This window comes from Pseudomonas sp. D3 (assembly GCF_029320995.1).
GTDB lineage: Bacteria > Pseudomonadota > Gammaproteobacteria > Pseudomonadales > Pseudomonadaceae > Aquipseudomonas > Aquipseudomonas paraveronii.
Map to the genome: position 1 here is coordinate 3,739,930 of NZ_CP119772.1, position 25,195 is coordinate 3,765,124.

16 protein-coding genes and 1 pseudogene are annotated in these 25,195 nt (G+C 61.7%); 6 read left to right on the forward strand and 11 right to left on the reverse strand.

Annotated elements, in window-relative coordinates:
- Positions 1-27: 27 nt before the first annotated feature.
- From glgB to P3S72_RS17015, 3 genes are all read right to left on the reverse strand, one after another.
- On the reverse strand, positions 28-2,265 hold the full coding sequence (glgB, locus tag P3S72_RS17005) for a 1,4-alpha-glucan branching protein GlgB (RefSeq protein WP_276193239.1): 2,238 nt from the start codon (positions 2,263-2,265) through the stop codon (positions 28-30).
- On the reverse strand, positions 2,262-5,609 hold the full coding sequence (gene treS, locus P3S72_RS17010; protein ID WP_276193240.1) for a maltose alpha-D-glucosyltransferase: 3,348 nt from the start codon (positions 5,607-5,609) through the stop codon (positions 2,262-2,264). The genes glgB and treS overlap by 4 nt, the downstream gene beginning before the upstream one ends.
- 93 nt (positions 5,610-5,702) lie before the next feature.
- Entirely contained in the window at positions 5,703-7,691 is a 1,989-nt protein-coding gene (locus tag P3S72_RS17015; protein ID WP_247399484.1) for an alpha-1,4-glucan--maltose-1-phosphate maltosyltransferase, read from the reverse strand.
- Positions 7,692-7,895: 204 nt separating this feature from the next.
- On the opposite strand from P3S72_RS17015, the gene P3S72_RS17020 reads away from it, so the two are divergent.
- From P3S72_RS17020 to P3S72_RS17040, 5 genes are all read left to right on the forward strand, one after another.
- Positions 7,896-8,069, forward strand: a complete 174-nt coding sequence (locus P3S72_RS17020; protein WP_247399487.1) for a hypothetical protein — start codon at positions 7,896-7,898, stop codon at positions 8,067-8,069.
- A 13-nt stretch (positions 8,070-8,082) separates the two neighbouring features.
- Positions 8,083-8,322, forward strand: coding sequence for a DUF3203 family protein (locus P3S72_RS17025; RefSeq protein WP_247399489.1), 240 nt, complete (start codon positions 8,083-8,085; stop codon positions 8,320-8,322).
- A 184-nt stretch (positions 8,323-8,506) separates the two neighbouring features.
- Positions 8,507-9,922, forward strand: a complete 1,416-nt coding sequence (gene ccoG / locus P3S72_RS17030) for a cytochrome c oxidase accessory protein CcoG (protein ID WP_276193241.1) — start codon at positions 8,507-8,509, stop codon at positions 9,920-9,922.
- Positions 9,923-10,016: 94 nt separating this feature from the next.
- The gene (gene mapR, locus P3S72_RS17035) at positions 10,017-11,426 is read left to right on the forward strand and encodes a GntR family transcriptional regulator MpaR (RefSeq protein WP_276197943.1); all 1,410 of its coding nucleotides are present in this window, start codon (positions 10,017-10,019) and stop codon (positions 11,424-11,426) included.
- Positions 11,427-11,493: 67 nt separating this feature from the next.
- Positions 11,494-11,958, forward strand: coding sequence for a hypothetical protein (locus P3S72_RS17040; RefSeq protein ID WP_276193242.1), 465 nt, complete (start codon positions 11,494-11,496; stop codon positions 11,956-11,958).
- A 12-nt stretch (positions 11,959-11,970) separates the two neighbouring features.
- Here P3S72_RS17040 and P3S72_RS17045 read toward each other — a convergent pair whose 3' ends face one another.
- The 7 genes and pseudogenes from P3S72_RS17045 to tpx all read right to left on the reverse strand — a co-directional run bounded on the left by P3S72_RS17045 (position 11,971) and on the right by tpx (position 22,953).
- Entirely contained in the window at positions 11,971-12,717 is a 747-nt protein-coding gene (locus tag P3S72_RS17045) for an SDR family oxidoreductase (RefSeq protein WP_276193243.1), read from the reverse strand.
- Positions 12,718-12,853: 136 nt separating this feature from the next.
- A pseudogene (locus P3S72_RS17050) lies at positions 12,854-13,143 on the reverse strand (MHYT domain-containing protein); the annotation flags it as partial.
- Positions 13,144-13,254: 111 nt separating this feature from the next.
- Positions 13,255-14,724 carry an efflux transporter outer membrane subunit gene (locus P3S72_RS17055; protein ID WP_276193244.1) on the reverse strand — a complete coding sequence of 490 codons (1,470 nt, stop codon included), beginning with the start codon at positions 14,722-14,724 and terminating at the stop codon, positions 13,255-13,257.
- Positions 14,721-17,828: an efflux RND transporter permease subunit gene (locus P3S72_RS17060; RefSeq protein WP_276193245.1), complete on the reverse strand. Its 3,108-nt coding sequence runs from the start codon at positions 17,826-17,828 to the stop codon at positions 14,721-14,723. The genes P3S72_RS17055 and P3S72_RS17060 overlap by 4 nt, the downstream gene beginning before the upstream one ends.
- Positions 17,825-20,926, reverse strand: a complete 3,102-nt coding sequence (locus P3S72_RS17065) for an MdtB/MuxB family multidrug efflux RND transporter permease subunit (RefSeq protein ID WP_276193246.1) — start codon at positions 20,924-20,926, stop codon at positions 17,825-17,827. The genes P3S72_RS17060 and P3S72_RS17065 overlap by 4 nt, the downstream gene beginning before the upstream one ends.
- Positions 20,923-22,221: an MdtA/MuxA family multidrug efflux RND transporter periplasmic adaptor subunit gene (locus P3S72_RS17070; RefSeq protein WP_276193247.1), complete on the reverse strand. Its 1,299-nt coding sequence runs from the start codon at positions 22,219-22,221 to the stop codon at positions 20,923-20,925. Before P3S72_RS17070 ends, P3S72_RS17065 begins: the two co-directional genes overlap by 4 nt.
- 231 nt (positions 22,222-22,452) lie before the next feature.
- Complete coding sequence (gene tpx / locus P3S72_RS17075; RefSeq protein ID WP_276193248.1) at positions 22,453-22,953, reverse strand: thiol peroxidase; 501 nt, start codon at positions 22,951-22,953, stop codon at positions 22,453-22,455.
- Between the two features lie 170 nt (positions 22,954-23,123).
- Here tpx and P3S72_RS17080 point away from each other — a divergent pair, with 170 nt between their 5' ends.
- Positions 23,124-24,413: a glycosyltransferase gene (locus tag P3S72_RS17080; RefSeq protein WP_276193249.1), complete on the forward strand. Its 1,290-nt coding sequence runs from the start codon at positions 23,124-23,126 to the stop codon at positions 24,411-24,413.
- Positions 24,414-24,498: 85 nt separating this feature from the next.
- Here P3S72_RS17080 and P3S72_RS17085 read toward each other — a convergent pair whose 3' ends face one another.
- Complete coding sequence (locus tag P3S72_RS17085; protein WP_276197944.1) at positions 24,499-25,011, reverse strand: GNAT family N-acetyltransferase; 513 nt, start codon at positions 25,009-25,011, stop codon at positions 24,499-24,501.
- Positions 25,012-25,195: the final 184 nt, after the last annotated feature.

A 25,195-nucleotide genomic window follows, 5' to 3' on the forward strand; every position in this document is an offset into this window, starting at 1 on the left:
ACAATAGAATCCAGCACCTTAGCGCGCTTAACTGTCTTGGGGACGTAAAATCAGCACGCCCAATGGCGGCAAATTCAACGACAGCGACACCGGCTGCCCATGACGCGGCTCATCTTCGGTGAACACCCCCCCGCCATTGCCATAGTTGGAACCGGCATACGTGTCCGCATCACTGTTGATCACCTCGCTCCAACGCCCGGCAAACGGCACGCCGACCTTGTAGGCTTCACGGGGCACCGGCGTGAAGTTGGCCACCACCAGCACCGGCCGGCCGTCCTTGCTCCAGCGCAGCCAGGCATAAACGCTGTTGATCGCATCGTCGCCGATCAGCCACTGGAAACCCTGGGGCGCGTCGTCCTGCTCATACAGCGCCGGCTCCTCGCGGTACAGGCGATTCAAGTCACCGACCAGCTTCTGTACCCCACGGTGTTCGGGGTATTGCAGCAGGTACCAGTCCAGTTGCTGGTCGTGGTTCCATTCGCGCCATTGGCCGAACTCGCAGCCCATAAACAGCAGCTTCTTGCCCGGGTGCATCCACATGAAACTCAGATAGGCACGCAGGTTGGCGAATTTCTGCCAGCGGTCGCCGGGCATCTTGTCGATCAGCGAGTGCTTGCCATGGACCACTTCATCGTGGGAGATCGGCAGGATGAAGCGCTCGGACCAGGCATACACCAGGCCGAAACTCAGTTCATTGTGGTGGTGGGCGCGGTAGACCGGGTCTTGCTGGATGTAATGCAGGGAATCGTGCATCCAGCCCATGTTCCACTTGTAGTTGAAGCCCAGGCCCCCCTGTTGGGTCGGCTGGCTGACGCCCGGCCAGGCCGTGGATTCTTCGGCGATCACCAGCGCGCCGGGTGCTTCCAGGGCGACCACGTCGTTCAAGTGCCGCAGGAAGTCGATGGCTTCCAGGTTCTCGCGGCCGCCATAGCGGTTGGGCACCCATTCGCCGGCCTTGCGCGAATAATCGCGGTACAGCATCGAGGCCACGGCATCCACGCGCAGGCCATCGACATGGAAGTGTTTGAGCCAGTGCAGCGCCGAGGCCAGCATAAAGCCATGCACTTCGGTGCGGCCCAGGTTGTAGATCAACGTGTCCCAATCCTGATGGAAGCCTTCCAGCGGGTTGGCGTATTCGTACAACGCTGTGCCATCGAATTGCGCGAGGCCGTGGGTATCGGTGGGAAAATGCGCCGGCACCCAGTCGAGGATCACGCCGATGTCGGCCTGGTGACAGGCATTGACGAACTCGGCGAATTCTTGCGGCGAACCGAAGCGCGCAGTCGGCGCGAACTGGGACAACGCTTGATAGCCCCAGGAGCCGCCGAACGGGTGCTCCATGATCGGCATCAGCTCGATATGGGTGAAACCCAGTTGCTGCACATACGGAATCAGCCGCTCGGCCAGTTCGCGCCAGCCGTACTGGCGCGCAACCTCACCGGCCTCGTCCAGCTCGCACTGCCAGGAGCCGACGTGCAGTTCATAAATCGACAGCGGCGCGGTGGGCTTCTGCTTTTCGGTGCGCGCCCGCATCCACGCGTGGTCCTGCCAGTCGACCTGCAGCGGCGCAGCGACTTTCGACGCGGTGTCGGGTGGCATCTGGGTGGCCAGGGCCATCGGGTCGGCCTTGAGCGGCAAGATGCCGTGGGCGCCGAGGATTTCGTACTTGTAGGCCGCGCCCGGTTGCAGGCGCGGGATAAAGATCTCCCACACGCCGGATGGATGCCGCAGGCGCATCGGGTGGCGCCGGCCATCCCAGATATTGAAGTCGCCCACCACCGAAACACGCCGGGCGTTAGGCGCCCATACAGCGAAGCGCACGCCCTGCACGCCATCGACCGTGGTCACCTGGGCACCCAGGCAGTTGCTGAGGTCGCGGTGATTGCCTTCGGCAAACAGGTACAGGTCCATTTCCCCCAACAGCAGTTGCTGGAAGCTGTAAGGGTCTTCGGTGATCTGTTCGCCACCGGCCCATTGGATCTTCAGCAAGTAGGCCTGGCGACTGCTGAAATGCCCGATAAACAAGCCCGGCACCGGGGTCGCGTCGAGGCTTCCGATCGGCTCGCCACCGTCGCGACTCAGCACCTCGACGCTCAAGGCCTCCGGCAGGAACGCACGGATAAACTGGCCGCCCTGCTCATCATCATGGGGCCCGAGAATCGAGAACGGATCATGGTGCTCGGCGCGCACCAGCGCTTCGACGTCCTTGGACGCCGGCATTGCAGTCAGTTTTGGCTGCAGCGGTTCTTTATTCGTAAAACTCATGACGTCTCCCCACCGCGTACAGATTTCGATCCAGGTATGAGCCCGCTCAGCAAACCGTGTAAACCCTGCAAGGGCACCGGCAGCCAGGTCGGACGGTTTTCCGCTTCATAGGCCACTTCGTACGCGGCCTTCTCCAGGCTGAACAACGTCAGCGCAGCGTCTTGGCCTTTGGCATCCTGCCAGTCATGCGCCAGTGTAGCCGTCGCCGCGTGATAAACCTTGATAAATGCCAGACGCGCCTCACTTAGGTAGCGCTCGGTCACACGCTGGCGTGCGGCGTGCGCCGCGGGTGATTGGTCCACGCCCTGCACATTCAAGGCCATGGCCGCCGCGTAATCAAAGGAACGCAGCACACCGCTAACGTCTTTATACGGGCTGTGCTTGCCGCGCCGCTCGTGCAGTGGCCGCGCCGGTTCCCCTTCAAAGTCGATCAGGTAGGCGTCGCCTTTCACCACCAGCACCTGGCCCAGGTGCAAATCACCATGCACGCGAATGCGCAGCCCGCCCAACGTGGCCTGCGCCAACGCCTGGACATGACTGGCGATGGCTTTTTTCTGATCCAACAATTCACTGACCCGCGCCTGATCGGCCGGGTTCAATTGGCTTTGATGCAGTTTGAGCAATTGCAGGGCGCGCTCGATCTGCGCACCGATATCCTTGGCCCAGGCCTGGGCATCCTTGGCCGTGGTGACTTCGGGGTTGAAATCCTGGTTGGCCGTTGACGCCGCCAGCACCGCGTGCATTTCACCCAGGCGCTGCCCGAGCAAACCGGCGAAGTCCGCCAGCTCGCCCAAGGCGTTGTAGTGCTGCTCCTGTTCGGAGATGGCTTCGGCCAGTTCGTCGCGTATGGCGCGTTCCAGGTTGTTCTGGGTCCAGCCCCAGGCGTCGCCCTGGTTGCTCAGGTAGCCCTGGGCAATCATCAACAGGTTGTCCTGACCTTCGGCGTCACGCCGAATCATCGAACCAAGCAACGGCGAAATGTTCGGGTAACCGGCTGCGGTCAGGTAGGCACTCATCTCCAGTTCCGGGTGTACCCCGGCGCTGACTTTACGGATCAGCTTGAGCACCAGGCTCTCGCCCACCACCACCGAGCTGTTGGACTGCTCGGCGGCCAGGTAACGCACTGCCGATTCATCGCTCAGTTGCAGTTTGGCCAGGTGCGGCGTGGCTTCAAAACGCAACTCGCCTTGGCTGGTGGTCAATACTGTGCCCACCTGCAAGGCCTGGATCACTGCACGGATAAAGTGTTCCAGGCTGAACGCATCGGTCACCAACCCGACCTGGCGCACGCGTCGCACACGGGCCAGGGCCAATTGTTGCGGCAAGGCGCTGGTGAACTGGTCTTCGCTGAGGAAGCCAAACGGCAGTTGATAGCGGCTGACCTGGCCACCGGCGCTCACCTCGATTTCGCTGAGCAGCACCGGGTGCTGCGGGTCGCCGAACCGTACACCATAGGCAATATGCACGCTGTCGATGGCCGTGTCCTTGCCGGCGAACCAGCGGCGCTTGGGCAGCCAGCTCGGCAGCGACGTGTGCTCCAGGGCGGTGCGACACGGTTCGTCGAGCAGCTCTTCCATGCGTTTTTTCAATACCAGGGTGGTGAAGTCCGGCATGCTTTGCGCCGGTTCCACATGCCAGCTGGGCATCTGGTTTTCCGCCGCCAGCACAAACCAATAGAAACCATACGGCGCCAGGGTCAGCAGGAAATTCAACTGACCGATGGGCGGGAACGCATTACCGCCGAGCATCTCCACCGGCACCATCCCGGCGAAGGCCGAGAGGTCCAATTCGGCCGCCTGGGCGCTGCGCGAGACGTTGGCCACGCACAGGATGATTTCAGTGCGGCCATCGTCCCCGGTGAATTCACGGGTATAGGCGAGGATGCGGCGGTTGCTCGGCGAAAGCATTTTCAAGCTGCCCCGGCCAAACGCCTTGGACTGCTTGCGCACCGCGAGCATGCGCCGGGTCCAGTTCAGCAGCGAATGCGGGTCTTGGGCCTGGGTTTCGACGTTGACCGACTGGTAGCCGTATTGCGGGTCCATGATCGGCGGCAGCACCAGGCTGGCCGGGTCGGCGCGGGAAAAGCCGCCGTTGCGGTCGATGGACCACTGCATCGGCGTGCGCACGCCGTCGCGGTCGCCGAGGTAAATGTTGTCGCCCATGCCGATTTCATCGCCGTAATACAGGGTCGGCGTACCGGGCATCGACAGCAGCAGGCTATTGAGCAGCTCGATGCGACGGCGGTCACGCTCCATCAACGGCGCCAAGCGCCGGCGAATGCCCAGGTTGATGCGCGCGCGCCGGTCAGCGGCGTAGTAGTTCCACAGGTAGTCGCGCTCTTTGTCGGTGACCATTTCCAGGGTCAGTTCATCGTGGTTGCGCAGGAAGATCGCCCATTGGCAATTGGCCGGAATTTCCGGGGTCTGGCGCAGGATGTCGGTGATCGGGAAACGGTCTTCCTGGGCCAGCGCCATGTACATGCGCGGCATCAGCGGGAAGTGAAAGGCCATGTGGCATTCATCGCCGTCGTCGCCCTTTTTGTCGCCGAAGTACAACTGCGTGTCTTCCGGCCACTGGTTGGCTTCGGCCAGCAACATGCGGTCGGGGTAGTGGGCGTCGATCTCGGCGCGGATCTGCTTGAGGACGTCGTGGGTCTCCGGCAGGTTTTCGTTGTTGGTGCCGTCGCGCTCGATCAGGTAAGGGATCGCGTCCAGGCGCAGGCCGTCGATGCCCATGTCCAGCCAGTAGCGCATCACCGACAGCACGGCTTTCATCACTTGCGGGTTGTCGAAGTTGAGGTCGGGCTGGTGCGAATAGAAACGGTGCCAGAAGTACTGGCCGGCCACCGGGTCCCAGGTCCAGTTGGACTTCTCGGTATCGAGGAAGATGATGCGGGTGCCGTCGTATTTCTGCTCGTCATCGGACCACACGTAGAAGTCCCGCGCCGCCGAACCGGGCTTGGCCTTGCGCGCCCGCTGAAACCACGGGTGCTGGTCGGAGGTGTGGTTGATCACCAGTTCGGTGATCACCCGCAGCCCGCGTTTATGGGCTTCGGCGATAAAGCGCCTGGCGTCGGCCATGGTCCCGTAGTCGCTGTGTACGCCGCGGTACTCGGAGATGTCGTAGCCGTCGTCGCGACGTGGCGAGGGGTAGAACGGCAGGACCCAGATGGTGTTCACACCAAGGTCGGCGATGTAGTCGAGTTTGGCGATCAGCCCGGGAAAGTCACCGATGCCGTCGTTGTTGGAGTCGAAATAGGATTTGACGTGAACCTGGTAGATCACCGCGTCCTTGTACCAGAGCGGGTCTTTGATAAAGGTGGCAGCCTTGGGTTTCTTCGCCATTGGAAGCTCCTGAAAACTCGAAAATCTTGCAGACTGAACCGGGTCAATGTGGGAGGGCGCTTGCCCCCTCCCCCATGTCGATCCCCACTACGCTTAGGATGCAGTGATCCGCCAAATCCCAAACGGCATCTGCGGTTCCAGCCGCATCCATTGGGTCTTGCCGTACCAGGTCCAGCGATGGCCGTTCATCAAATCTTCGCCCTGGGTGTGGGCGTCGTCAGGCAGGCCCAGCTCCCACAGCGGCAATTCAAAGTGGGCTTCCTGGGCATTGAACGGGTCGAGGTTGACCGCCACCAGGATGAAATTGCTGCCGTCCACGCTGCGCTTGCCGAAGTACAGAATGTTGTCGTTCCAGGCGTTGTAGAGCGTCAACCCCAGGTGTGTCTGCAACGCCGGGTTTTGCCGGCGGATGCGGTTGAGTTGGGCGATCTCGGCAATGATGTTGCCGGGCGCGGTGAAGTCCCGTGGGCGGATCTCGTATTTCTCCGAGTCCAGGTACTCTTCCTTGCCCGGCACCGCCGCGGCTTCGCACAGTTCAAAGCCCGAATACATGCCCCACAAGCCTGAACCCATGGTCGCCAGCGCGGCGCGGATCAAAAAGCCAGGGCGCCCGGATTGATGCAAGAAGCCGGGATTGATGTCCGGGGTATTGACGAAGAAGTTCGGTCGGAAGCACTCGCGCCACGGCGACTCGTTCAATTGCGTCAGGTACTCGCCCAGCTCGGCCTTGGTGTTGCGCCAGGTGAAATAGGTGTAGCTCTGGGAGTAACCGACCTTGCCCAAGCGCGCCATCATCGCTGGCGTGGTGAACGCTTCGGCGAGGAAGATCACTTCCGGGTACTTGGACCGCACGTCGCCGATCAGCCATTGCCAGAATGGCAGCGGCTTGGTGTGCGGGTTATCGACGCGGAATGTCTTCACGCCCTCTTCCACCCAGCCCACCACAACGTCACGCAACTCGGTCCACAGGCTGGGGATCGCATCGGCGGCATAGAAATCGACGTTGACGATGTCCTGGTACTTCTTCGGCGGGTTTTCCGCGTATTTGATCGTGCCGTCAGGGCGCCAGTTGAACCATCCCGGGTGCTGCCTGAGCCACGGATGGTCCTGGGAACACTGAATGGCGAAGTCCAGCGCGATTTCCAGGCCGTGCTCGGCGGCGGCCTTGATCAGGCGGCGAAAGTCGTCGCGGCTGCCCAGTTGCGGATGAATCGCGTCGTGGCCACCCTCCTCGCTGCCGATCGCGTAGGGGCTGCCCGGATCGTCCGGGCCGGCGTTCAACGCATTGTTCTTGCCTTTGCGGTGGCTGCGGCCGATCGGATGGATCGGCGGGAAGTACAGCACGTCAAAGCCCATGTCATGGATCATCGGCAAGCGCGCGTGCACGTCGTTGAACGTCCCGTGACGCGCGGGATCGTCGGTGATCGAGCGGGGAAACAGCTCGTACCAACTGGCAAACTGCGCCCGCTCGCGCTCCACGTCGATCGGGTAGACGGTGCTGATGCTCAAGTAGGCGTGGTGATCGGCCTGGGTCATCAAGTGTGCACTGTCGTCGTGCAAGAACAGGGCAACCTGCTCGGTTTCCAGCAGGCCGGAAAGCTCGTGGTGCAACAGCATCAGGCGCTCGCGCAACGGATTATCACTGCGCTCGGCGGCCTGCAGTACCAGGCTGCGGCCTTCCTGCAACTCGAGGCTGACCGGTACGCCGGCCTCATGTTTCTTGCGCAGTTCGTAGCAGAAGCTGGCAAAGGTATCGATCCAGGCTTCGATGCAATATTCATGGGGGCCTTGGGCGGTAACGGTAAACGCGCCCTCCCAGCCGTTGTTGCCGACATCCGCCATGACCACGCGGTGCCAGCTTTCATCTTGCAAGGCGCGCCAGCGGATCACCACCGCGAGCGTGTCGTGGCCATCGGCGAACACCTTGCTGGTGACGCTGATGCGCTGGCCGACCACGGCCTTGACGGCAAATTCGCCGCCGTCGATCACCGGCATGGTGCTTTCAATGGCTATGCGAGGCAGCAACAAAGCCTGGGACAGCGGCAGTACGCGATCGTCTGGAGTCAGTGTTTCAGCAGTCATCGAGCATCTTCCCCTTACGCCCTGTGGACGCTCTTTGCTTGATCCGAATTCTGATACGGCACCGCTCTCCCTGAGCAGGGCCACATAAGGTCCGAGCCCGGGTGAAGGTGAAAAGTTCAGGTGGATGTGCCGCCATCGGCGGGGGAATCAATTCCCCCAGGCGGCTGTCCACCGATAGAGCAAAGCACAAAGGAGGCCACACCGATGAATATCCCGATCCCCGCTGAAACCCCCGACCCGAATATCGACAAGCCAACCCTGCCGCCCACCGAACCAAACCCGGCGCCGCCTCCCGAGGAAGAACCGCCGCAAGACCCGCCCGTGCGGGTGGAGGAGCCGCTGGCCGGAGGCTACCCCCCAACCATCACCAAACGATGACAAGGAACTCACCATGCCTGTACGTATCGAAAACCACACCTGCTACTTCAAGGTCGATGACAACGGCCAGGAACAAAGCCTGGCCGCGACTCAAGTCACCGTCAGCACCGACAGCGAAAAATCCATGTCTTTCGTGGCGCTGAACGGCGACCGGATCTACATCACCGAAGTCGAGGCCGACGCACTGACCGTCGCCGGCGCCAAGGACGGGCGTAAACACCTGAGGGCGAGCGACAGTGATTCGGTGATTTGATTGATCTGTATCAGCACATGCTGAACCGAGCTGCGCCCCACGCGCCACGGGGTGCAGCACATTGTCGCAGGCGCGCTTGAATGGCGCATCTGATCCGCTTTTTATCGCCACACCTGAGTCTGTTATGCAAACAGCACGGCGAGCATAGTTCGTCGGCCTGATGGAGGCTGATGAGCGAACGACCATGAGCGAAATAATCCCCGTCCGAACCGTGGAAATCCACGAGCCTGCACACCCGAAGAAGGTGAAGGCCCAATCCAGCGACAACCTGATCCATACCCGTAGTTTTACCGGCCTGTTCCGCACCTTGCGCGTCGCCGGTGCAGGCTTTCTGTTCCTGGCGTTTTTCGGCACCGTGTGGCTGAACTGGGGCGGTCGCCAGGCCGTACTGTGGGACTTGGCCGAAAGCAAGTTCCACATTTTCGGTGCGACCTTCTGGCCGCAGGACTTCATCCTGCTGTCGGCGCTGCTGATCATCTGTGCCTTCGGCCTGTTTGCGATCACCGTGTTCGCCGGCCGGGTGTGGTGCGGTTACACCTGCCCGCAAAGCTCGTTTACCTGGCTGTTCATGTGGTGTGAAAAAGTCACCGAAGGAGAGCGCAACCAGCGCATCAAGCTGCAAGCGGCGCCCTGGAGCCTGAACAAACTGGCGCGGCGCTCGGCCAAACATACGCTGTGGTTGGGCATCAGCGTGCTGACAGGGCTGACCTTTGTCGGTTACTTCACGCCCATACGCCCGCTGGCCGCCGAACTGCTGACCTGGCAACTGGGTGGCGTAAGCCTGTTCTGGGTGGTGTTTTTCACCGCCGCCACTTACATCAATGCTGGCTGGCTGCGCGAAGCGGTGTGCATGCACATGTGCCCGTATGCGCGGTTCCAGAGCGTGATGTTCGACAAGGACACCCTGACCATCTCCTACGATGCGGCCCGTGGCGAACACCGTGGCCCGCGCAAGCGTGAGGCCAAACCGGCGGACGTCGGCCTGGGCGACTGCATCGATTGCCACGTGTGCGTGCAGGTGTGTCCCACCGGCATCGACATCCGCGATGGCCTGCAAATGGAATGTATCGGCTGCGCGGCGTGCATCGATGCCTGCGATTCGATCATGGACAAAATGGGCTACGCCCGCGGCCTGGTGAGCTATACCAGCGAACATCAACTACAAGGCGGCAAGACCCACCTGCTCAGGCCACGCCTGATCGGCTACAGTGCGGTACTGCTGGTGATGATCGCCGCGCTGGTCATGGCGCTGGTGCAGCGGCCAATGGTGTCGCTGGACGTGACCAAGGACCGTGGCATGTTCCGCGAGAACAACCAGGGCCAGATCGAAAACATCTACAGCCTCAAGGTCATCAACAAGACCCAGCAACGCCAGGACTACCGCCTGGAGCTGGTGGATGCCGAGGGCTTCCAGTTGCAAGGCAAGACCCAGATCAGCCTGGCACCGGGGGAAATCAGCGATGTGCCGGTGTCGGTGGCCTTACTGGCGGACAAGCCGGCGAGCAGTTCGCAGACCCTGCGTTTCAAGGTCACGGACGTCGACGAACCGTGGGTCTATAGCGCTGCCGACAGCCGTTTCGTGGCGCCGTTGAACCGCTGAGGGTTCGCCTGAATAAGCGATAAAATGTGGCCGCTGGCTTGCCGGCTGCCACATGTCGCCCTGCGTACATCCCGAGAAGATTAATTTGGCCACCCTGAAACGCTACGAAAAATTCGCCGACGACATTGCCGAACTGATCCGCTCCGGCGTGCTCGGCCCTGGCCAGCGAGTGCCCTCGGTGCGCTATGCCAGCCAGACCTACGGCGTCAGCCCGTCCACGGTGTTCCAGGCGTATTACTTGCTGGAACGGCGCGGCCTGATCCGGGCGCGGCCGCGTTCCGGCTATTTCGTCAACACCCACGCGCCCAGCCCGTTTTCCGAGCCGGTGGTGAGTGAACATGTGCATGCGTCCACCGAAGTCGATGTGAGCGAATTGGTGTTCTCGGTCCTCGACTCCATCAAAGACCCGAATACCGTGCCGTTCGGTTCGGCCTTTCCCAGCCCGATGCTGTTCCCGCTGCCCCGCCTGGCCCGCTCCCTGGCCAGTGCCGGCCGTGAAATGGACCCGCGCCTGGTGGTGACCGACATGTCGCCGGGTAACCCGCAACTGCGCCGGCAGATTGCCCTGCGTTATATGGTCGGCGGCCTGATGCTGCCGATGGAGGAGCTGCTGATCACCAACGGCGCCCTCGAAGCGTTGAACCTGTGCCTGCAGGCCGTCACCGAGCCGGGCGACTTGGTGGCCATTGAAGCGCCGGCGTTTTATGCCTGCCTGCAAGTGCTGGAACGCCTGAAACTCAAAGCGGTGGAAATTCCCGTGCATCCGCGTGACGGCATCGACCTCAACGCCCTGGCGCAAAGCCTAGAGCGCTACCCGATCAAAGCCTGCTGGACCATGACCAGCTTTCAGAACCCCATCGGCGCCACGCTGCCGGAAGCGAAGAAACAGGCACTGGTGGAACTGCTGCGCCGCCACCAGGTGCCGTTGATCGAGGACGACGTCTACGCAGAGTTGTACTACGGGCAACAGGCGCCGAAACCCGCCAAGGCCTTCGACACCGAGGGCCTGGTGATGCACTGCGGCTCATTCGCCAAGAGCCTGGCACCGGGCTATCGCATTGGCTGGGTGGCGGCCGGGCGCTATGCGCAAAAGGTCGAGCGCCTCAAGCTGATGACCTCGCTATGCCCATCGATGCCTGCTCAGGCTGCGATTGCCGACTACCTGCAACACGGCGGCTATGACCGGCACTTGCGCAAGTTACGCTATGCACTGGAAGAACAGCAAAGCGCGATGCTCGCGGCCATTGCCCGATATTTTCCGGCGCAGACGCGGGTCAGCCAGCCAGCCGGCGGATATTTCCTCTGGCTGGAACTGCCGGAACAAACGGACTCGCTCAAGTTGTTCCAGATGGCGTTGGCCCAAGGCATCAGCATCGCGCCGGGGCCGATTTTCTCGGCGACCCAGCGCTTCAGGAACTGTATCCGCTTGAACTACGGCAGCCCGTGGTCCGACGAATCGGAAAAAGCGATGGAGACCTTGGGACGGATTGTGCGGTCGTTTTGAACCGGAACCAGACGGCCGAACGGACCACATAGGAGGCGCCTTTCCTGGTTCGAATCGGAGATTCCTTATGCGCGTTGCTTTACCCGCAGGGCTTACACCCTTGCCCATTCCACCCAACTACATGCAGGCGGCCGAACAAAAACAGGTCCGCGCAATGCGCGGTCCGACCGGCCGACCGGCCGGCGACCATCGCTCGGCAGAGCAAATCATCGAACAGAGCGCGGTCATGAGGCGTTTCCTGCAGGGCCGCGACAGTTACGCGATCGCTGATGACCTTAAGACGCAGATCGGTGATTGGACCCCATCCAACGCAGCCCCGGATGCACGCGCTGACGCGGCCCACAACATGGAAAAAGTGCTGCGGTTTCTCGATAACCTGAACGACAGCACCTTGAACGGCAGCCATGCCCGCAACGGGCGTATCGATGGGTTCTTCAACGACGGCTACAGCACTCTGGATAACTCCGAAGCCAGCCTGCTCAAGGCGTTCTCGCTTAAAGGCTATGACGTGCTGCGCCCTCTGCCAACCTGATGGCCGGGGGTCTCAACGACCGCCGCCCAGGTCAACGAACGTCCCGGTGGCATAGGAGGCCTTGTCTGACAACAGCCAGACAATCGCCTCCGCCACTTCATCCGGTCGGCCGCCACGCGCCATCGGAATCCCGGACTCCAGCTTGCTGACCCGGTCCGGGTCACCGCTCAGGGCGTGGAAGTCGGTGAAGATATAGCCGGGGCGCACCGCGTTGACACGAATGCCCTCGCCCGCCACTTCCTTCGCCAACCCCACGGTAAAGCTGTCCAGCGCGCCCTTGGAGGCGGCGTAGTCGACATATTCACCCGGCGAACCGAGACGCGCCGCCACCGACGACACATTGACGATACTCCCGCCCTGCCCACCATGCCGGGGCGACATACGCAGCACCGCGTGCTTGGCGCACAAAATCGGCCCGAGTACGTTGGTCTTCAGGACCTTCAGGATGCGGAACTCGGACATCTCATCAACGCGAGATTTATGCCCCACCGTGCCTGCATTGTTGACCAACGCCGTGACGCGACCCAGTTCAGTGTCAACGCGGTGGAACAATGCGATCACTTCGTCCTCGATGCTCACATCGGCGCGCACCGCAATGGCTTGGGCGCCTAGCGCGCGGACCTGTTCGAGAACGCGGTGAGCGGCTTCTTCATCCGACTGGAAATTGATGCAAATGCGATAGCCCTGGCGAGCGGCCAACAATGCCGTCGCAGCACCAATCCCACGACTGCCCCCGGTGATGATGAGGACTTTGTCCATGCCTACAGTCTCCTGAATCAACCAAATGTTTAGCGTTGGCGCCAAGAATACCCGTCAAGTGCTGTGCTTGTCAGGCGTCTGCGCTGCTTCTGCGCGATGGATGTCCGCCCTGAAGCCATCCGCCGGTAACGGATGCCGGCATCATGCGCATCGCGGCCATGCCGGTGTAATGCATGCTGCTGATGCCCACGCCCATGATCAACGCGGTAATGTCCAAGTCAAAGCCGAGGGTGGGCGGCAGCCTGAGCGCCAACATGCCGACAAAAGTGCTTGGGCCACACGCCCTCTCCCATCGCCAATACCCCGCCCAGCATCCACAAACAGATGGCGCGGCCCTTGGCCTTGGCAATGCGTCCAGCGAGGAGAAGTCACTACCGATAAGCATGGGCCGACGCTAGACCGACTGGCTGAAAAAGCCCGTGCCAGATGGAAAAGTCGCGGATTGTAGCGAGACTGCTTCTTGAACAGGTGATTATTTATCCCAGGACCATCACCGGCATTTTGACGCCAATCCACCGACTCAAAACAGGCCCGGCGTCACTCCTTTTCAACCGCCTGAGTCTGCCCATCCCAACCGCCACCCAACGCGGCGATCAGTTGCACACTGGCCACCAATCGTGTCTGCAGCAAGGTCAGCACGGTGCGTTCGTTGCTCAGGGCGGTGGCTTGTACGGTCACCACATCCAGATAAGCGATCAGCCCCGCCTTGTACTGGTTCTGGGTCAAGCGCAGCGACTCGCGCGCGGCCTCCAGCGCTTCATTGCTGACCACGGCTTCGTCTTCCAGCACCTTGAGCTGGACCATGTAGTTTTCCACTTCGCGGAAGCCATCCAGTACGGTCTGGCGGTACTTGGCCACGGTTTCATCGTAACTGGCCACGGTGCGGTCGACTTCCGCCGAGCGCTGGCCGCCGTCGAACAGGGTCATCGCCAGCTTCGGCCCGACCGACCAGAAGCGGTTCGGCAGGCTGATCCAGTCGGCGTAGGTGCTGCTGGAATAACCACCGGCCAGGCTCAGGCTCAGGTCCGGGTAATAGGCCGCCTTGGCCACGCCGATATCGGCGTTGGCGGCGATCACCGAGCGCTCGGCGGACGCGATGTCGGGGCGGCGTTCGAGCAATTGCGACGGTAGGCTCACCGGGATCTGCGGCAAGGCCGGGATGTCCTTACTAACGGCCAGGTTGAAGTTGGCCGGCGCCTCGCCGATCAACACGGCGATGGCGTTTTCCAGTTGGGCGCGCTGCCAGATCAGGTCGATCAGGCTGGCCTGGGTGGACTTGAGCTGGGTTTGCGCCTGGGCCACGGCGTCCTTGCCGGAAACGCCGGCGCGGTATTGGTTCTCGGTCATCTGCAGGGAGCGCTGGTACGTGTCCAGCGTGGCTTGCAGCAACCGGGTCTGCTCATCCATGACGCGCAGTTGCAGGTAGCTCTGCACCAACTCCGACTGCTGGCTCAAACGCATCGCGGCCAGGTCCGCCGAGCTGGCTTCGGCGCTGGCTTCTTTGGCTTCCAGGCCCCGGCGCAACTTGCCCCAGACATCAGCTTCCCAGCTCACGCCCAACTGCGCGTTAAGGGTATCGCGGATGCCACTGCTGGAACTGCTGAGGCTGGCACTGCTGCTGCCGGTGCCCTGACTGGCGCGGGTTTTCCCGACACTCAGGTCCACCGTCGGGTAAAACGCCCCACGGGAACTGCTCACCAGCGCCTGGGCCTGACGGAAGCGCGCTTCGGCCTGGGCCACGGTCTGGTTGGCGTTGTTCAGCCGGAGCACCAGGTCATTGAGCTGACGGTCGCCGTACAGTTCCCACCAGGCGCCACGGGCCAGGGCATCGCTCGGCGTGGCCTGGCGCCAGCCCTCGGCTTGTTTGAACTGCGCAGGCTCGATGACGGCCGGACGTGTGTAGTCGGGGCCGACGGCGCAGGCGCTGAGCAACACCCCGCAGAGCAGCAAGCTGGCGACGCGGGAACCACGGGTCATGGCCAATGTGGCAAAGGTCGAATCGGTCATAGCGCAGAGTCCAGGGCAGCATCGGTACGCACGCCGCGCCAAGCGTTGAAACGATGGCGCGCGCGGTCGAGATAGAGGTAAACCACCGGGGTGGTGTAAAGGGTCAGGATCTGGCTGAAGATCAGCCCGCCGATAATGGTCAGGCCCAGGGGCTGGCGCATTTCCGCGCCTTCGGCTCTGCCGAGCAACAACGGCAAGGCGCCGAGAATCGCCGCCAGCGTGGTCATCAGGATCGGGCGCAACCGCAACAGGCAGGCGCTGCGAATCGATTCCAGCGGGCTCAGGCCGTCATTGCGCTCCAGTTGCAACGCCAGGTCGATCATCAGGATCGCGTTTTTCTTCACCACCCCGATCAACAGGAACAACCCGAGCAAGGAGATCAGGCTGAACTCACCGCCCAGCAGGTAGATGGAGAGCAAGGCCCCGACGCCAGCCGACGGTAAGGTCGAGAGGATCGTCAGCGGGTGGATGTAACTTTCATACAGAATGCCCAACACCAGGTACACCGCCACCAGTGCGCCAAGGATCATGAACGGCTGGCCCTTCTGGGTCGCCGCGAAGGCATCGGCGGTGCCGGCCATCTTGGCGATCACGTCCTCCGGCAAGCCCACCTTGGCAATCGCACGCTCGATGGCTGCAGTGCCCTGTTCCACCGTCACGCCGGGCGCCATGTCGAAGGCGATGTTTTCCGAGGCGAACTGGCCTTCGTGGCTGACGCGGTCGTCTGCCAGGCTGCTCTCATAATGGGCAATGGTCGACAACGGCACCCGCGCGCCCGTGGAGGTGATCACCTGCATCTGCTTCAGGGTGATTGGGTCCTGGGCGTATTTCGGGTCGACCTCCATCACTACCTGATACTGGTTGAGGCTGTCATAGATCGTGGAGATCTGCCGCTGGCTGTAGGCGTTGTTCAGCACGGCGGTGACCATGTTCATGTCGATGCCCAGACGCTTGGCCTGGTCGCGGTCGACGATCAGCGTAACCTGGGCCGCGCCCCGGCCTTCGCGGGCGTCGATGGCGGTGAGTTCGGGTAACGCGCGCAGAGCGGCCACGACCTTCGGGTACCACAGGCGCAGCGCAGCCAGATCACCGCTTTGCAGGATGTAGGAATACTGCGCACTGGTCTGGTCACGGCCACCACCGAATTGCAGGTCCTGGTCAGCCATCAGGAACAGTCGCCCGCCCGGCACCAGTGGCACGCTCTTGCGCAGACGCTCGATCACCGCCTGAGCGGAGACCTTGCGTTCGCTGATGGGTTTGAGTCGAACCAGCATCACCGCGTTGTTGGTGCCGCTGTTGCCGCCGATGAAACCGGCCACGCTGAGCACCGCTGGGTCTTGCAACACGGCCTTGCGGAAAATTTCCATCTTCGGCTGCATCACGCTGAACGACAGCCCGTCGTCGCCGCGCACAAAGCCGATCAATTGCCCGGTGTCCTGCTGGGGCATGAAGGTTTTTGGTACCACCACATACAGCGCAACATTCACCCCTACCGTGATCAGCAGGCTGAGCAAGGTCAGGCGCCGATGGCGCAGCACCCAGTCCAGGCTGGTGGCGTAGGCCGATACCATGCGGTCATTGACGTTCTGGCTCCAACGCTGCAAACCGCTCAGTTGCCCTTTGATATGAGGCTTGAGCCAACGGGCGCAGAGCATCGGGGTGAGGGTCAGCGAGACCACCAGCGACACGATGATCGCCGCCGACAACGTGATCGAGAACTCACGGAACAGGCTGGTGACGATCCCGCCCATGAACAGGATGGACAGGAACACCGCCACCAGCGACACGTTCATCGACAGCAAGGTAAAGCCGACTTCCTGGGCCCCCAGGTACGCTGCCTTCATCGGCGGCACGCCCTCGTCGATATGCCGGGAAATGTTCTCCAGCACCACGATGGCATCGTCCACCACCAGGCCGGTGGCGAGGATCAGCGCCATCAGCGAGAAGTTGTTCAACGAGAAGCCGAACAGGTACATCACCGCGAAGGTGCCCACCAGCGACACCGGCACCGCCAGGGTTGGAATCAGCGAAGCGCGGAAGTTACCGAGGAACAGGTACACCACCAGGATCACCAGCCCTACGGCAATCAGCAAGGTCATTTCGGCCTCGTGCAAGGTGGCGGTGATCACCGGCGAGCGATCCATCGCCAGGCTCAGCTTGACGCTGGACGGCAGCACCGCCTGCAACGCCGGCAACTGCGCCTTGATCCGCTTGACAGTCTCGATGATGTTGGCGCCGGACTGGCGGTTGATCACCAGCAGCACGGCTGAATCATTGTTGAAGAAACCGCTGTTGTAGCGGTCTTCGACGCCGTCGCTGATCTTGGCCACATCGCCCAGGCGCAGGGCCGCGCCGTTCTGGTAGCGAATCAGCAGCGGCTCATAGTCCTCGGCTTTTTCCAACTGATCGTTGGCCTGGATCTGCCAGTTGCGCTCGGCGTCTTCCAGGGAGCCCTTGGGCCGACGCTGGTTGGCATTGGCGATGGTGTTGCGCACATCGTCGAGGGCAATGCCGTACTGGTCGAGCGCCTTGGGTTCAAGTTCGATGCGCACCGCCGGCAGGGAACTGCCGCCGATCTGCACTTCGCCCACGCCCGGCACCTGGGACAGGCTTTGCGACAGGATGGTCGAGGCCAGATCGTACAACTGGCCCTTCTGCAACACGTCCGAGGTCAGCGACAGCACCATGATCGGCGCCTGGGACGGGTTGATCTTCTTGTAGGTCGGCATACTGCGCATGCCGCTGGGCAACAGGTTGCGCGAGGCGTTGATTGCCGCCTGCACTTCCCGCGCCGCACCGTTGATATCACGGTCGGAATCGAACGCCAGGATCACCCGGGTCGAACCCTGGCTGGACGAACTGCTCATGGTGGTAATACCGGCAATCGCGCCGAATGAGCGCTCCAGCGGCGTGGCCACGGTAGACGCCATCACCTCCGGGCTGGCGCCGGGCAAGCTGGCCGACACCACGATCACCGGGAAGTCGATCTGCGGCAGCGGCGACACCGGCAGCAGATTGAAGCTGACGCCGCCCAGCAGCATGATCGCCAGGCTCAGCAGCATGGTCGCGACCGGCCGGCGAATGAAAGGTCCGGACAGGTTCATGACTCAACCGGCTCCAGGCGTTGCGGCTCTTTGCGCCAGCGCCGACCCAAGCGATCGAAGTACAGGTAGATCACCGGTGTGGTGAACAGGGTCAATACCTGGCTCACCAGCAAACCGCCGACCATCACCAGGCCCAGGGGTTGACGCAGCTCCGCACCGGAACCGGTGGCCAGCATCAACGGCACCGCGCCGAACAGTGCGGCCAGGGTGGTCATCAGGATCGGCCGGAAGCGCAACAGCGCCGCCTGGTAGATCGCGGTCTGCGGGTCGAGGCCCTGGTTGCGTTCGGCGTCGAGGGCGAAGTCGATCATCATGATCGCGTTTTTCTTGACGATACCGATCAGCAAAATGATGCCGATGATCGCGATCATGCCCAGGTCATTGCCGCTGAGCAGCAACGCCAGCAACGCCCCCACCGCCGCCGAAGGCAGGGTCGAGAGGATGGTGACGGGGTGGATGTAGCTCTCGTAGAGCACGCCGAGCACGATGTACATGGTGACCACCGCCGCCAGGATCAGCAGCAAGGTGCTCGACAGCGAGGCTTCGAACGCCTGGGCCGCGCCCTGGAACTGAGTCTGCACGCCCACCGGCATGCCGATGTCTTTCTGGGTCTGGTTGATCAACTCCACGCCTTTGCCCAGCGCGACACCCGGGGCCAGGTTGAACGACATCATCACCGCCGGAAACTGGCCGATATGCGCAATCGCCAACTGCGCCTGGCGCTGTTCCACGCGGGCCAGGCTCGACAGGCGCACCTGGCCGCCGGCGGTGGTCTTGACGTGGATCTGGTTCAGCGCATCCGGCCCCAGGGTCTCGCCCGACTGGGCCTGCAACACCACGCGGTATTGGCTGGCCTGGGTGTAGATGGTGGAAATCTGCCGCTGACCGAAGGCGTCGTACAACGCATCGGTGATAGTCGACACGTTGACGCCCAGGCGCGAGGCGGCATCGCGGTCGATCACCAGGTACACCTGCAGACCCTTGTCCTGCAGGTCGCTGGCGACGTCGGTGAGCTGCGGCAACTGGCTCAAGGCATGCACCAGCTTTTCGCTCCACAAGGCCAGTAACTCGGCGTCGGGTGACGACATGCTGAACTGGTACTGGGTGCGGCTGACGCGGTCTTCGATGGTCAGGTCTTGCACCGGCTGCATGTACAAGCGAATGCCCACCAGCTTGTCGATTTCCGGCTGCAGGCGGGTGATCACCTGGGCTGCGCTCAAATCCCGCTGCCCGTGAGCCTTGAGGTTGATCAGCAAGCGACCGCTGTTGAGGGTGGCGTTATCGCCATCCACACCGATGTAGGACGACAGGCTTTCCACCGCCGGGTCGGCCAGGATGATCTTCGCCAGTTCCTGCTGACGCTGGCTCATTGCAGCGAAGGAAATCGACTGCGGTGCCTCGGAAATGCCCTGGATCACCCCGGTGTCCTGCACCGGGAAAAAGCCCTTGGGCACCACCAGGTACAGCACCACGGTGAGGCCCAGGGTAGCGATGGCCACCAACAAGGTCAGCGGCTGGTGCTTGAGCACCCACTGCAACTTGCGCCCGTAGGCTGCGATCAACCAATCGATCCAGGCCCCGCTGGCCTTGTAGAAGCGGCTCTGCTCTGCTTCCTTGGGTTCACGCTTGAGCAGGCGCGCGCACATCATCGGCGTCAGGGTCAGGGACACCACCAGGGAAATCAGGATCGCCACCGCCAGGGTGATGGCGAACTCGCGGAACAGGCGCCCGACCACATCGCCCATGAACAGCAACGGAATCAATACGGCGATCAGCGACAGGGTCAGGGAAATCAGGGTGAAGCCAATCTGTTTGGCACCCTTGAGCGCAGCGGCCAGCGGGGTTTCACCTTCCTCGATATAGCGCGAGATGTTTTCCAGCATCACGATGGCATCGTCCACCACAAACCCAGTGGCGATGGTCAGGGCCATCAGCGTCAGGTTGTTGATGGAGAAACCCGCCAGGTACATCACGCCAAAGGTGCCTACCAGCGACAGCGGCACGGCGATGGACGGGATGAGGGTGGCGCTGACGCGGCGCAGGAACAGGAAAGTCACCATCACCACCAGGGCAATGGCGATCAGCAATTCGTGTTGCACATCGGTGACCGAAGCGCGGATGGTCTGGGTACGGTCGGTCAGCACCGTCACATCCAGGCCCGCCGGCAGGTTATCGGTGATGCTCGGTAGCAAGGCCTTGATGCGGTCGACCACCTCGATCACGTTGGCGCCGGGCTGGCGCTGGATATTCAGCAGCACGGCCTGGTTTTCATTGGCCCAGGCGGCGAGGCGTTCGTTTTCGGCGCCGTCGACGATCTGCGCGACGTCCTTCAGACGCAGCGGTGCGCCATTTTTGTAGGCCAGGATCAGTTCAGCATACTGCTGCGGCGACACCAACTGGTCGTTGGCGTCGAGCATCGACACGCGGGTCGGGCCGTCGAAGTTGCCCTTGGGCTGGTTGACGTTGGACGCGGCGATCAGCGTGCGCACGTCCGACAGGTTCAAGCCGTTGGCCGCCAGGGCCTCGGGGTTGACCTTGATGCGCACGGCCTGGCGCTGGCCACCGGCGATGCTGACCATGCCGACGCCGCTGATCTGCGCGATCTTTTGCGCCATGCGCGTATCGACCAAATCATTGAGCTTGGGCAGCAGCATGGTCTTGGAGGTAATCGCCAGGGTCAGCACCGGGGTATCCGCCGGGTTGACCTTGTTGTACACCGGCGGCGCCGGCAAGTCCTTGGGCAACAGGTTGGTCGCGGCGTTGATCGCAGCCTGCACCTGTTGCTCGGCGACATCCATATTGATATCGAGGTTGAAGCGCAGGGTCAGTACCGACGCACCGCCGGAGCTGGTCGAGGCCATCTGGGTCAAGCCGGGCATCTGCCCGAACTGGCGCTCCAGGGGCGCGGTGACGGCGCTGGTCATCACATCCGGGCTGGCGCCGGGGTACAGGGTCATCACGCGGATGGTTGGGTAATCCACCTGGGGCAAAGCCGAGACCGGTAACAAGCGGTACGAGATGATCCCTGCCAGGACAATCGCCAACATGCTCAGCGTGGTGGCGACCGGGCGAAGGATAAACAGCCGCGACAGGTTCATGAACCGACCTTTTGCGCCTTGCCGGCGTCAGCGCCGGTCTCCCCTTTTGCGGCGGGCTTGCCTTGCAGGTGCTCGGTCGGGGTGGTCGGGACTTGACTGCTGTCGTTGACCACTTCGATTTCGCTGCCGTCTTTCAGGCGGTCGGTGCCTTCCAGCACCACGCGGTCGCCGGCGACCAGGCCTTGCTTGATCACCGTGTTGTCGCCGTCGGTATCGCCGACCACCAGGGGCTGCACCTTGACCTTCTTGTCGCCATCGAGCTTGTAGACAAACGTACCGGCGTTGCCGAACTGGATAGCGGCCGACGGTGCCAGCACCACGTTATGCAGGGTGTCGGCGAGCAAATGCACGTTGACGAACTGATTGGGGAACAGCGCCTGGTCCTTGTTATCGAAGCGTGCCTTGAATTTCAGGGTGCCGGTGGTGACGTCGATCTGGTTGTCCAGGCTCTGCAGCACGCCGGTGGCTTGACGCTTGGCGTCGCTGCGGTCCCAGGCTTCCACGGGCAGTTTGTTGCCGGCGTGGTAACGGGCGAGCACGGTTTCCAGCGTGCTCTCCGGCAGGGTGAAGGCCACGCTGATCGGTTGGGTCTGGGTGATCACCGCCAGCGCTGTGGTGTCGTTGGCGGCCACCAGGTTACCGACGTCGAGTTGACGCAGGCCGACACGCCCGGCGATCGGCGCGCGGATCTTGGTGAATTCGAGGTTGAGCTTGGCGTCGTCCACTGCGCCCTGGTTGGTCTTGACCGTGCCCTGGTATTGCAGGACCAGCGCTTCGGCGGTGTCCAGGGTTTGCTTGGCGATACTGTCCTGGGCATACAGGCCGCGATAACGCTCGACGTCGACCTGGGCGTTTTTCAACTGGGCCTGGTTCTGCATCAGCGTGCCCTGGGCCTGGAGCAAGGCGTTCTGGTAGCTGCGCGGGTCGATTTCCGCCAGCAGGTCGCCGGCCTTGACCCTCTGCCCTTCTTCAAAGGCGATCTTCACCAACTCGCCGCCCACCCGGCTGCGTACATTGATGGTGTTGAGCGCGGTGACCGTGCCCAACGCCTTGTAGTACACCGGGAATTCCCCCAACACCGCCGGCGCCACACGCACCGGCACCGGGCCGGTGGAGCCGCCGAAGCCCGGGCGCGCCATGCCCGTTTTACCGGTACGGCCGGCTGGCGCGTCAGGATGGGTAGCGCCGGTGGGCCAGAATTTCCAGCACAGGCCGGCGATAACCAGCAGCACAAGCAGGCCGAACAGCCAGCGACGGGAATTGCGGGGGGAGGATTGCATGGAGTGATCAACCATTGGGCGCGAGAGCTTCTTCTTTGGGAGGCTGAAAGATAAGCACTGGGGCGCTTTAAGAAAAGCGCATTTACCGGCTATTTACCTTGGGCTTACAACTTTTAACTGTTGAGCTTAGTCCGCCGGCTATTTCGCTAAACATCTGACCAGCAAATAAAAACGGCCTGGACTAGGCCAGGCCGCAATCATGTACCACGCGTGTTACTGCAAAACGACAGTAATGCGCCGAAACAGTTACTTCAAAACAGCCAGGGCTGCATCGTAGTTTGGCTCTTGGCCGATTTCAGGCACCAGTTCGCTGTGCAGTACGTTGTCGTTTTCATCCAACACGACGACGGCACGGGCGGTCAGAGCCCGGAGTGGGCCGTCGGCAATCGAAACGCCGTAGTCAACGGCGAAATCAGCGTTGCGAAAGTCCGACAGGTTCTGCACGTTGTCCAGGCCTTCAGTGCCGCAAAAACGCTTCTGGGCAAACGGCAGGTCAGAGGAGATGCATAGTACGACCGTGTTGCTCACATTGTGGGCCTGGGCGTTGAACGTGCGCACCGACGTGGCGCAGGTCGGGGTGTCGACGCTTGGGAAGATGTTCAACACTTTGCGCTTGCCGGCGAAGGTGGCCAGGGTCACTTCCGACAGATCGCCGGCGGTCAGGGTGAAGTCTGGCGCTTTGGAGCCGGTTTGCGGCAGTTCGCCTTCAACTTGGACTGGATTACCACGAAGGGTGACTTGAGCCATGAACGGAATCCTTATGCTGGTTTTGATTAAACGAATTCGAGAGGCGGAAGTTAACCACAAAGTGCCGTGACGACCTACCGCCTGACACAAATTGTCATGCCACGCCGGGCACGCGGGCGGTTGTGGTTTAATTGCGCGCTTTTCGTCCCCGCTCAAGGAATCCGTTGTTGATGAATCAGCCCGCCACCAAAGTCCTGGTCATTGGTTATGTCTGGCCGGAACCGCGTTCCTCGGCTGCAGGCGGGCATATGATGCAGATTCTCGAAACTTTTCTGACACAAGGTTGGGATATTACCTTCAGCAGCCCGGCGACCATTGGCGAACACAAAGCCGATCTACCGGCACTGGGAATCGCCGAATGCGCCATCGAACTCAATAACAGCAGTTTCGATGACTTTATCTGCGAACTGGCCCCAGACATCGTGCTGTTCGACCGTTTCATGATGGAAGAACAGTTCGGCTGGCGCGTCGAAAAGCACTGCCCCGCGGCCCTGCGGGTGCTGGAAACCTCCGACCTGCAAAGCCTACGCGACGCACGCCAGCTGCGGTTCAAGGAGCACCTCAAGGCCCAGCCGGACAACGACGACTTCAGCGCCTTGTTTGCAACGGGCCTGGAAGACGAGTTCCGGCGCATGGCCGACACCGACCTGGCCAAGCGCGAGATCGCAGCCATCTATCGCTGCGACATCAGCCTGATGATCTCCGACATGGAGATCCGCCTGCTCACCGAGCAGTTCAAGGTACCCGCCGCCCTGCTCCACTGGTGCCCGTTGATGCTGGAGCCGCCGACCGAGGCGTTCGCACCGTTTGACGAGCGCGCGCACTTCCTCAGCATCGGCAACTTCCGCCACGCGCCCAACTGGGATGCGGTGCTGTGGATGAAGAACAGTGTCTGGCCGTTGATCCGCCAGCAACTGCCGGGCGCCCAATTGCATGTCTACGGTGCCTACACCCCGCCCAAGGCCACCGCGCTGCACAACCCGGCCCAGGGCTTTCATGTGATGAACTGGGCCGAAGATGCGCTGCAAGTGATGACGGCTGCGCGCATCTGCCTGGCGCCGCTGCGCTTTGGTGCGGGGATCAAGGGCAAACTGGCGGACGCCATGCTCTGCGGCACACCAAACATCACCACGCCGGTCGGCGCCGAAGCCATGGGCGACGAGCAGCCGTGGCCGGGGGCAATCGCCCACAGCGCCACGGCGTTGGCCGATGCCGCCGTGAGCCTTTACCAGGACCGCGAACGCTGGACCCAGGCCCAGGAACACGGCCGCCAACTCCTGGCCCGTCGCTATGACCTGCACCGCCACGGCCCCGCACTGGTGGAGTGCCTGGAACACTGTCGCAGCCGCCTCGATGCCCATCGCCGGGACAATTTCACCGGCAGCATGCTGCGTCACCACGCCCACAAAAGTACGCAATACATGTCTCAGTGGATCGAGGCAAAAAACCGTAACCTTTAGGGAATCGCGCAGCCTGAAGCGCATAAAAATCGTAATTTCGACGTGCCGCCTCTGCGCGACACGTCGGCAGGGGCTTCCCTAACCCTTAACTTCCCCAAACATACCTCACCTCATCCAGCGACACGCCACCACGGACGAGCGTGCGACGGCTACCAGGCTCTTCTCTTCCGCCGAGCCCCTGATAGAAGCGAACAGCTCTTTCGTTTGCAGATAAAACCCACAAAGTAATATCTTTATAGCCCTGATCAAACAGGCGTTTTAAACCTGACTTCCACAACTCAGCGCCTATTCCTTTACCCCAATACTCTGCCAAAACGTAGATGGCCATGACCTCTCCCGATGCCGCAGCGGGCTTATCTTCATCACGACAAGGACCCACTGAAATCCAACCAATAACGTTTCCATCTACCTCTGACACTAAAACGTCAGCCTCTTTGCTTTCAATTGCATGAGCCCAATGAGCCGCTCTTTTAGGCAATGTCGCAGTAAGCGAGCCCAAAAAATCAGCCGGCATCAAATTCACATAAGCGTGTTGCCAGCTACTGACATGAACATCAGCGATGCTCTTCGCGTCCTTGGGTAGTGCATCACGAATCATAACCAAGCCCTCGTTCGTGTTCTGTTTCAGATAAAAACCTTCTTTGATTCCAGCGACCATGCCCTCTCGACTGGCACGACGCCTGCCTGCAAACGCATTTGTTGATAGCACAGACCAGTTAAATATATTGAAGAGCAGACAGAAAAAATGGCATGCAGGGATGCTCCAACCAACTTGCCGCTGG

Excerpts from the sequence above, each read along its gene's own strand:
- P3S72_RS17065 (WP_276193246.1), bottom strand. The coding sequence starts at position 20,926 with ATGAACCTGTCGCGGCTGTTTATCCTTCGCCCGGTCGCCACCACGCTG.
- P3S72_RS17025 (WP_247399489.1), top strand. The coding sequence starts at position 8,083 with ATGCCTGTACGTATCGAAAACCACACCTGCTACTTCAAGGTCGATGAC.
- glgB (WP_276193239.1), bottom strand. The coding sequence starts at position 2,265 with ATGAGTTTTACGAATAAAGAACCGCTGCAGCCAAAACTGACTGCAATG.
- ccoG (WP_276193241.1), top strand. The coding sequence starts at position 8,507 with ATGAGCGAAATAATCCCCGTCCGAACCGTGGAAATCCACGAGCCTGCA.
- P3S72_RS17080 (WP_276193249.1), top strand. The coding sequence starts at position 23,124 with ATGAATCAGCCCGCCACCAAAGTCCTGGTCATTGGTTATGTCTGGCCG.
- P3S72_RS17055 (WP_276193244.1), bottom strand. The coding sequence starts at position 14,724 with ATGACCGATTCGACCTTTGCCACATTGGCCATGACCCGTGGTTCCCGC.
- P3S72_RS17085 (WP_276197944.1), bottom strand. The coding sequence starts at position 25,011 with ATGATTCGTGATGCACTACCCAAGGACGCGAAGAGCATCGCTGATGTT.
- P3S72_RS17060 (WP_276193245.1), bottom strand. The coding sequence starts at position 17,828 with ATGAACCTGTCCGGACCTTTCATTCGCCGGCCGGTCGCGACCATGCTG.
- tpx (WP_276193248.1), bottom strand. The coding sequence starts at position 22,953 with ATGGCTCAAGTCACCCTTCGTGGTAATCCAGTCCAAGTTGAAGGCGAA.
- P3S72_RS17015 (WP_247399484.1), bottom strand. The coding sequence starts at position 7,691 with ATGACTGCTGAAACACTGACTCCAGACGATCGCGTACTGCCGCTGTCC.
- treS (WP_276193240.1), bottom strand. The coding sequence starts at position 5,609 with ATGGCGAAGAAACCCAAGGCTGCCACCTTTATCAAAGACCCGCTCTGG.
- P3S72_RS17040 (WP_276193242.1), top strand. The coding sequence starts at position 11,494 with ATGCGCGTTGCTTTACCCGCAGGGCTTACACCCTTGCCCATTCCACCC.
- P3S72_RS17045 (WP_276193243.1), bottom strand. The coding sequence starts at position 12,717 with ATGGACAAAGTCCTCATCATCACCGGGGGCAGTCGTGGGATTGGTGCT.
- P3S72_RS17020 (WP_247399487.1), top strand. The coding sequence starts at position 7,896 with ATGAATATCCCGATCCCCGCTGAAACCCCCGACCCGAATATCGACAAG.
- P3S72_RS17070 (WP_276193247.1), bottom strand. The coding sequence starts at position 22,221 with ATGGTTGATCACTCCATGCAATCCTCCCCCCGCAATTCCCGTCGCTGG.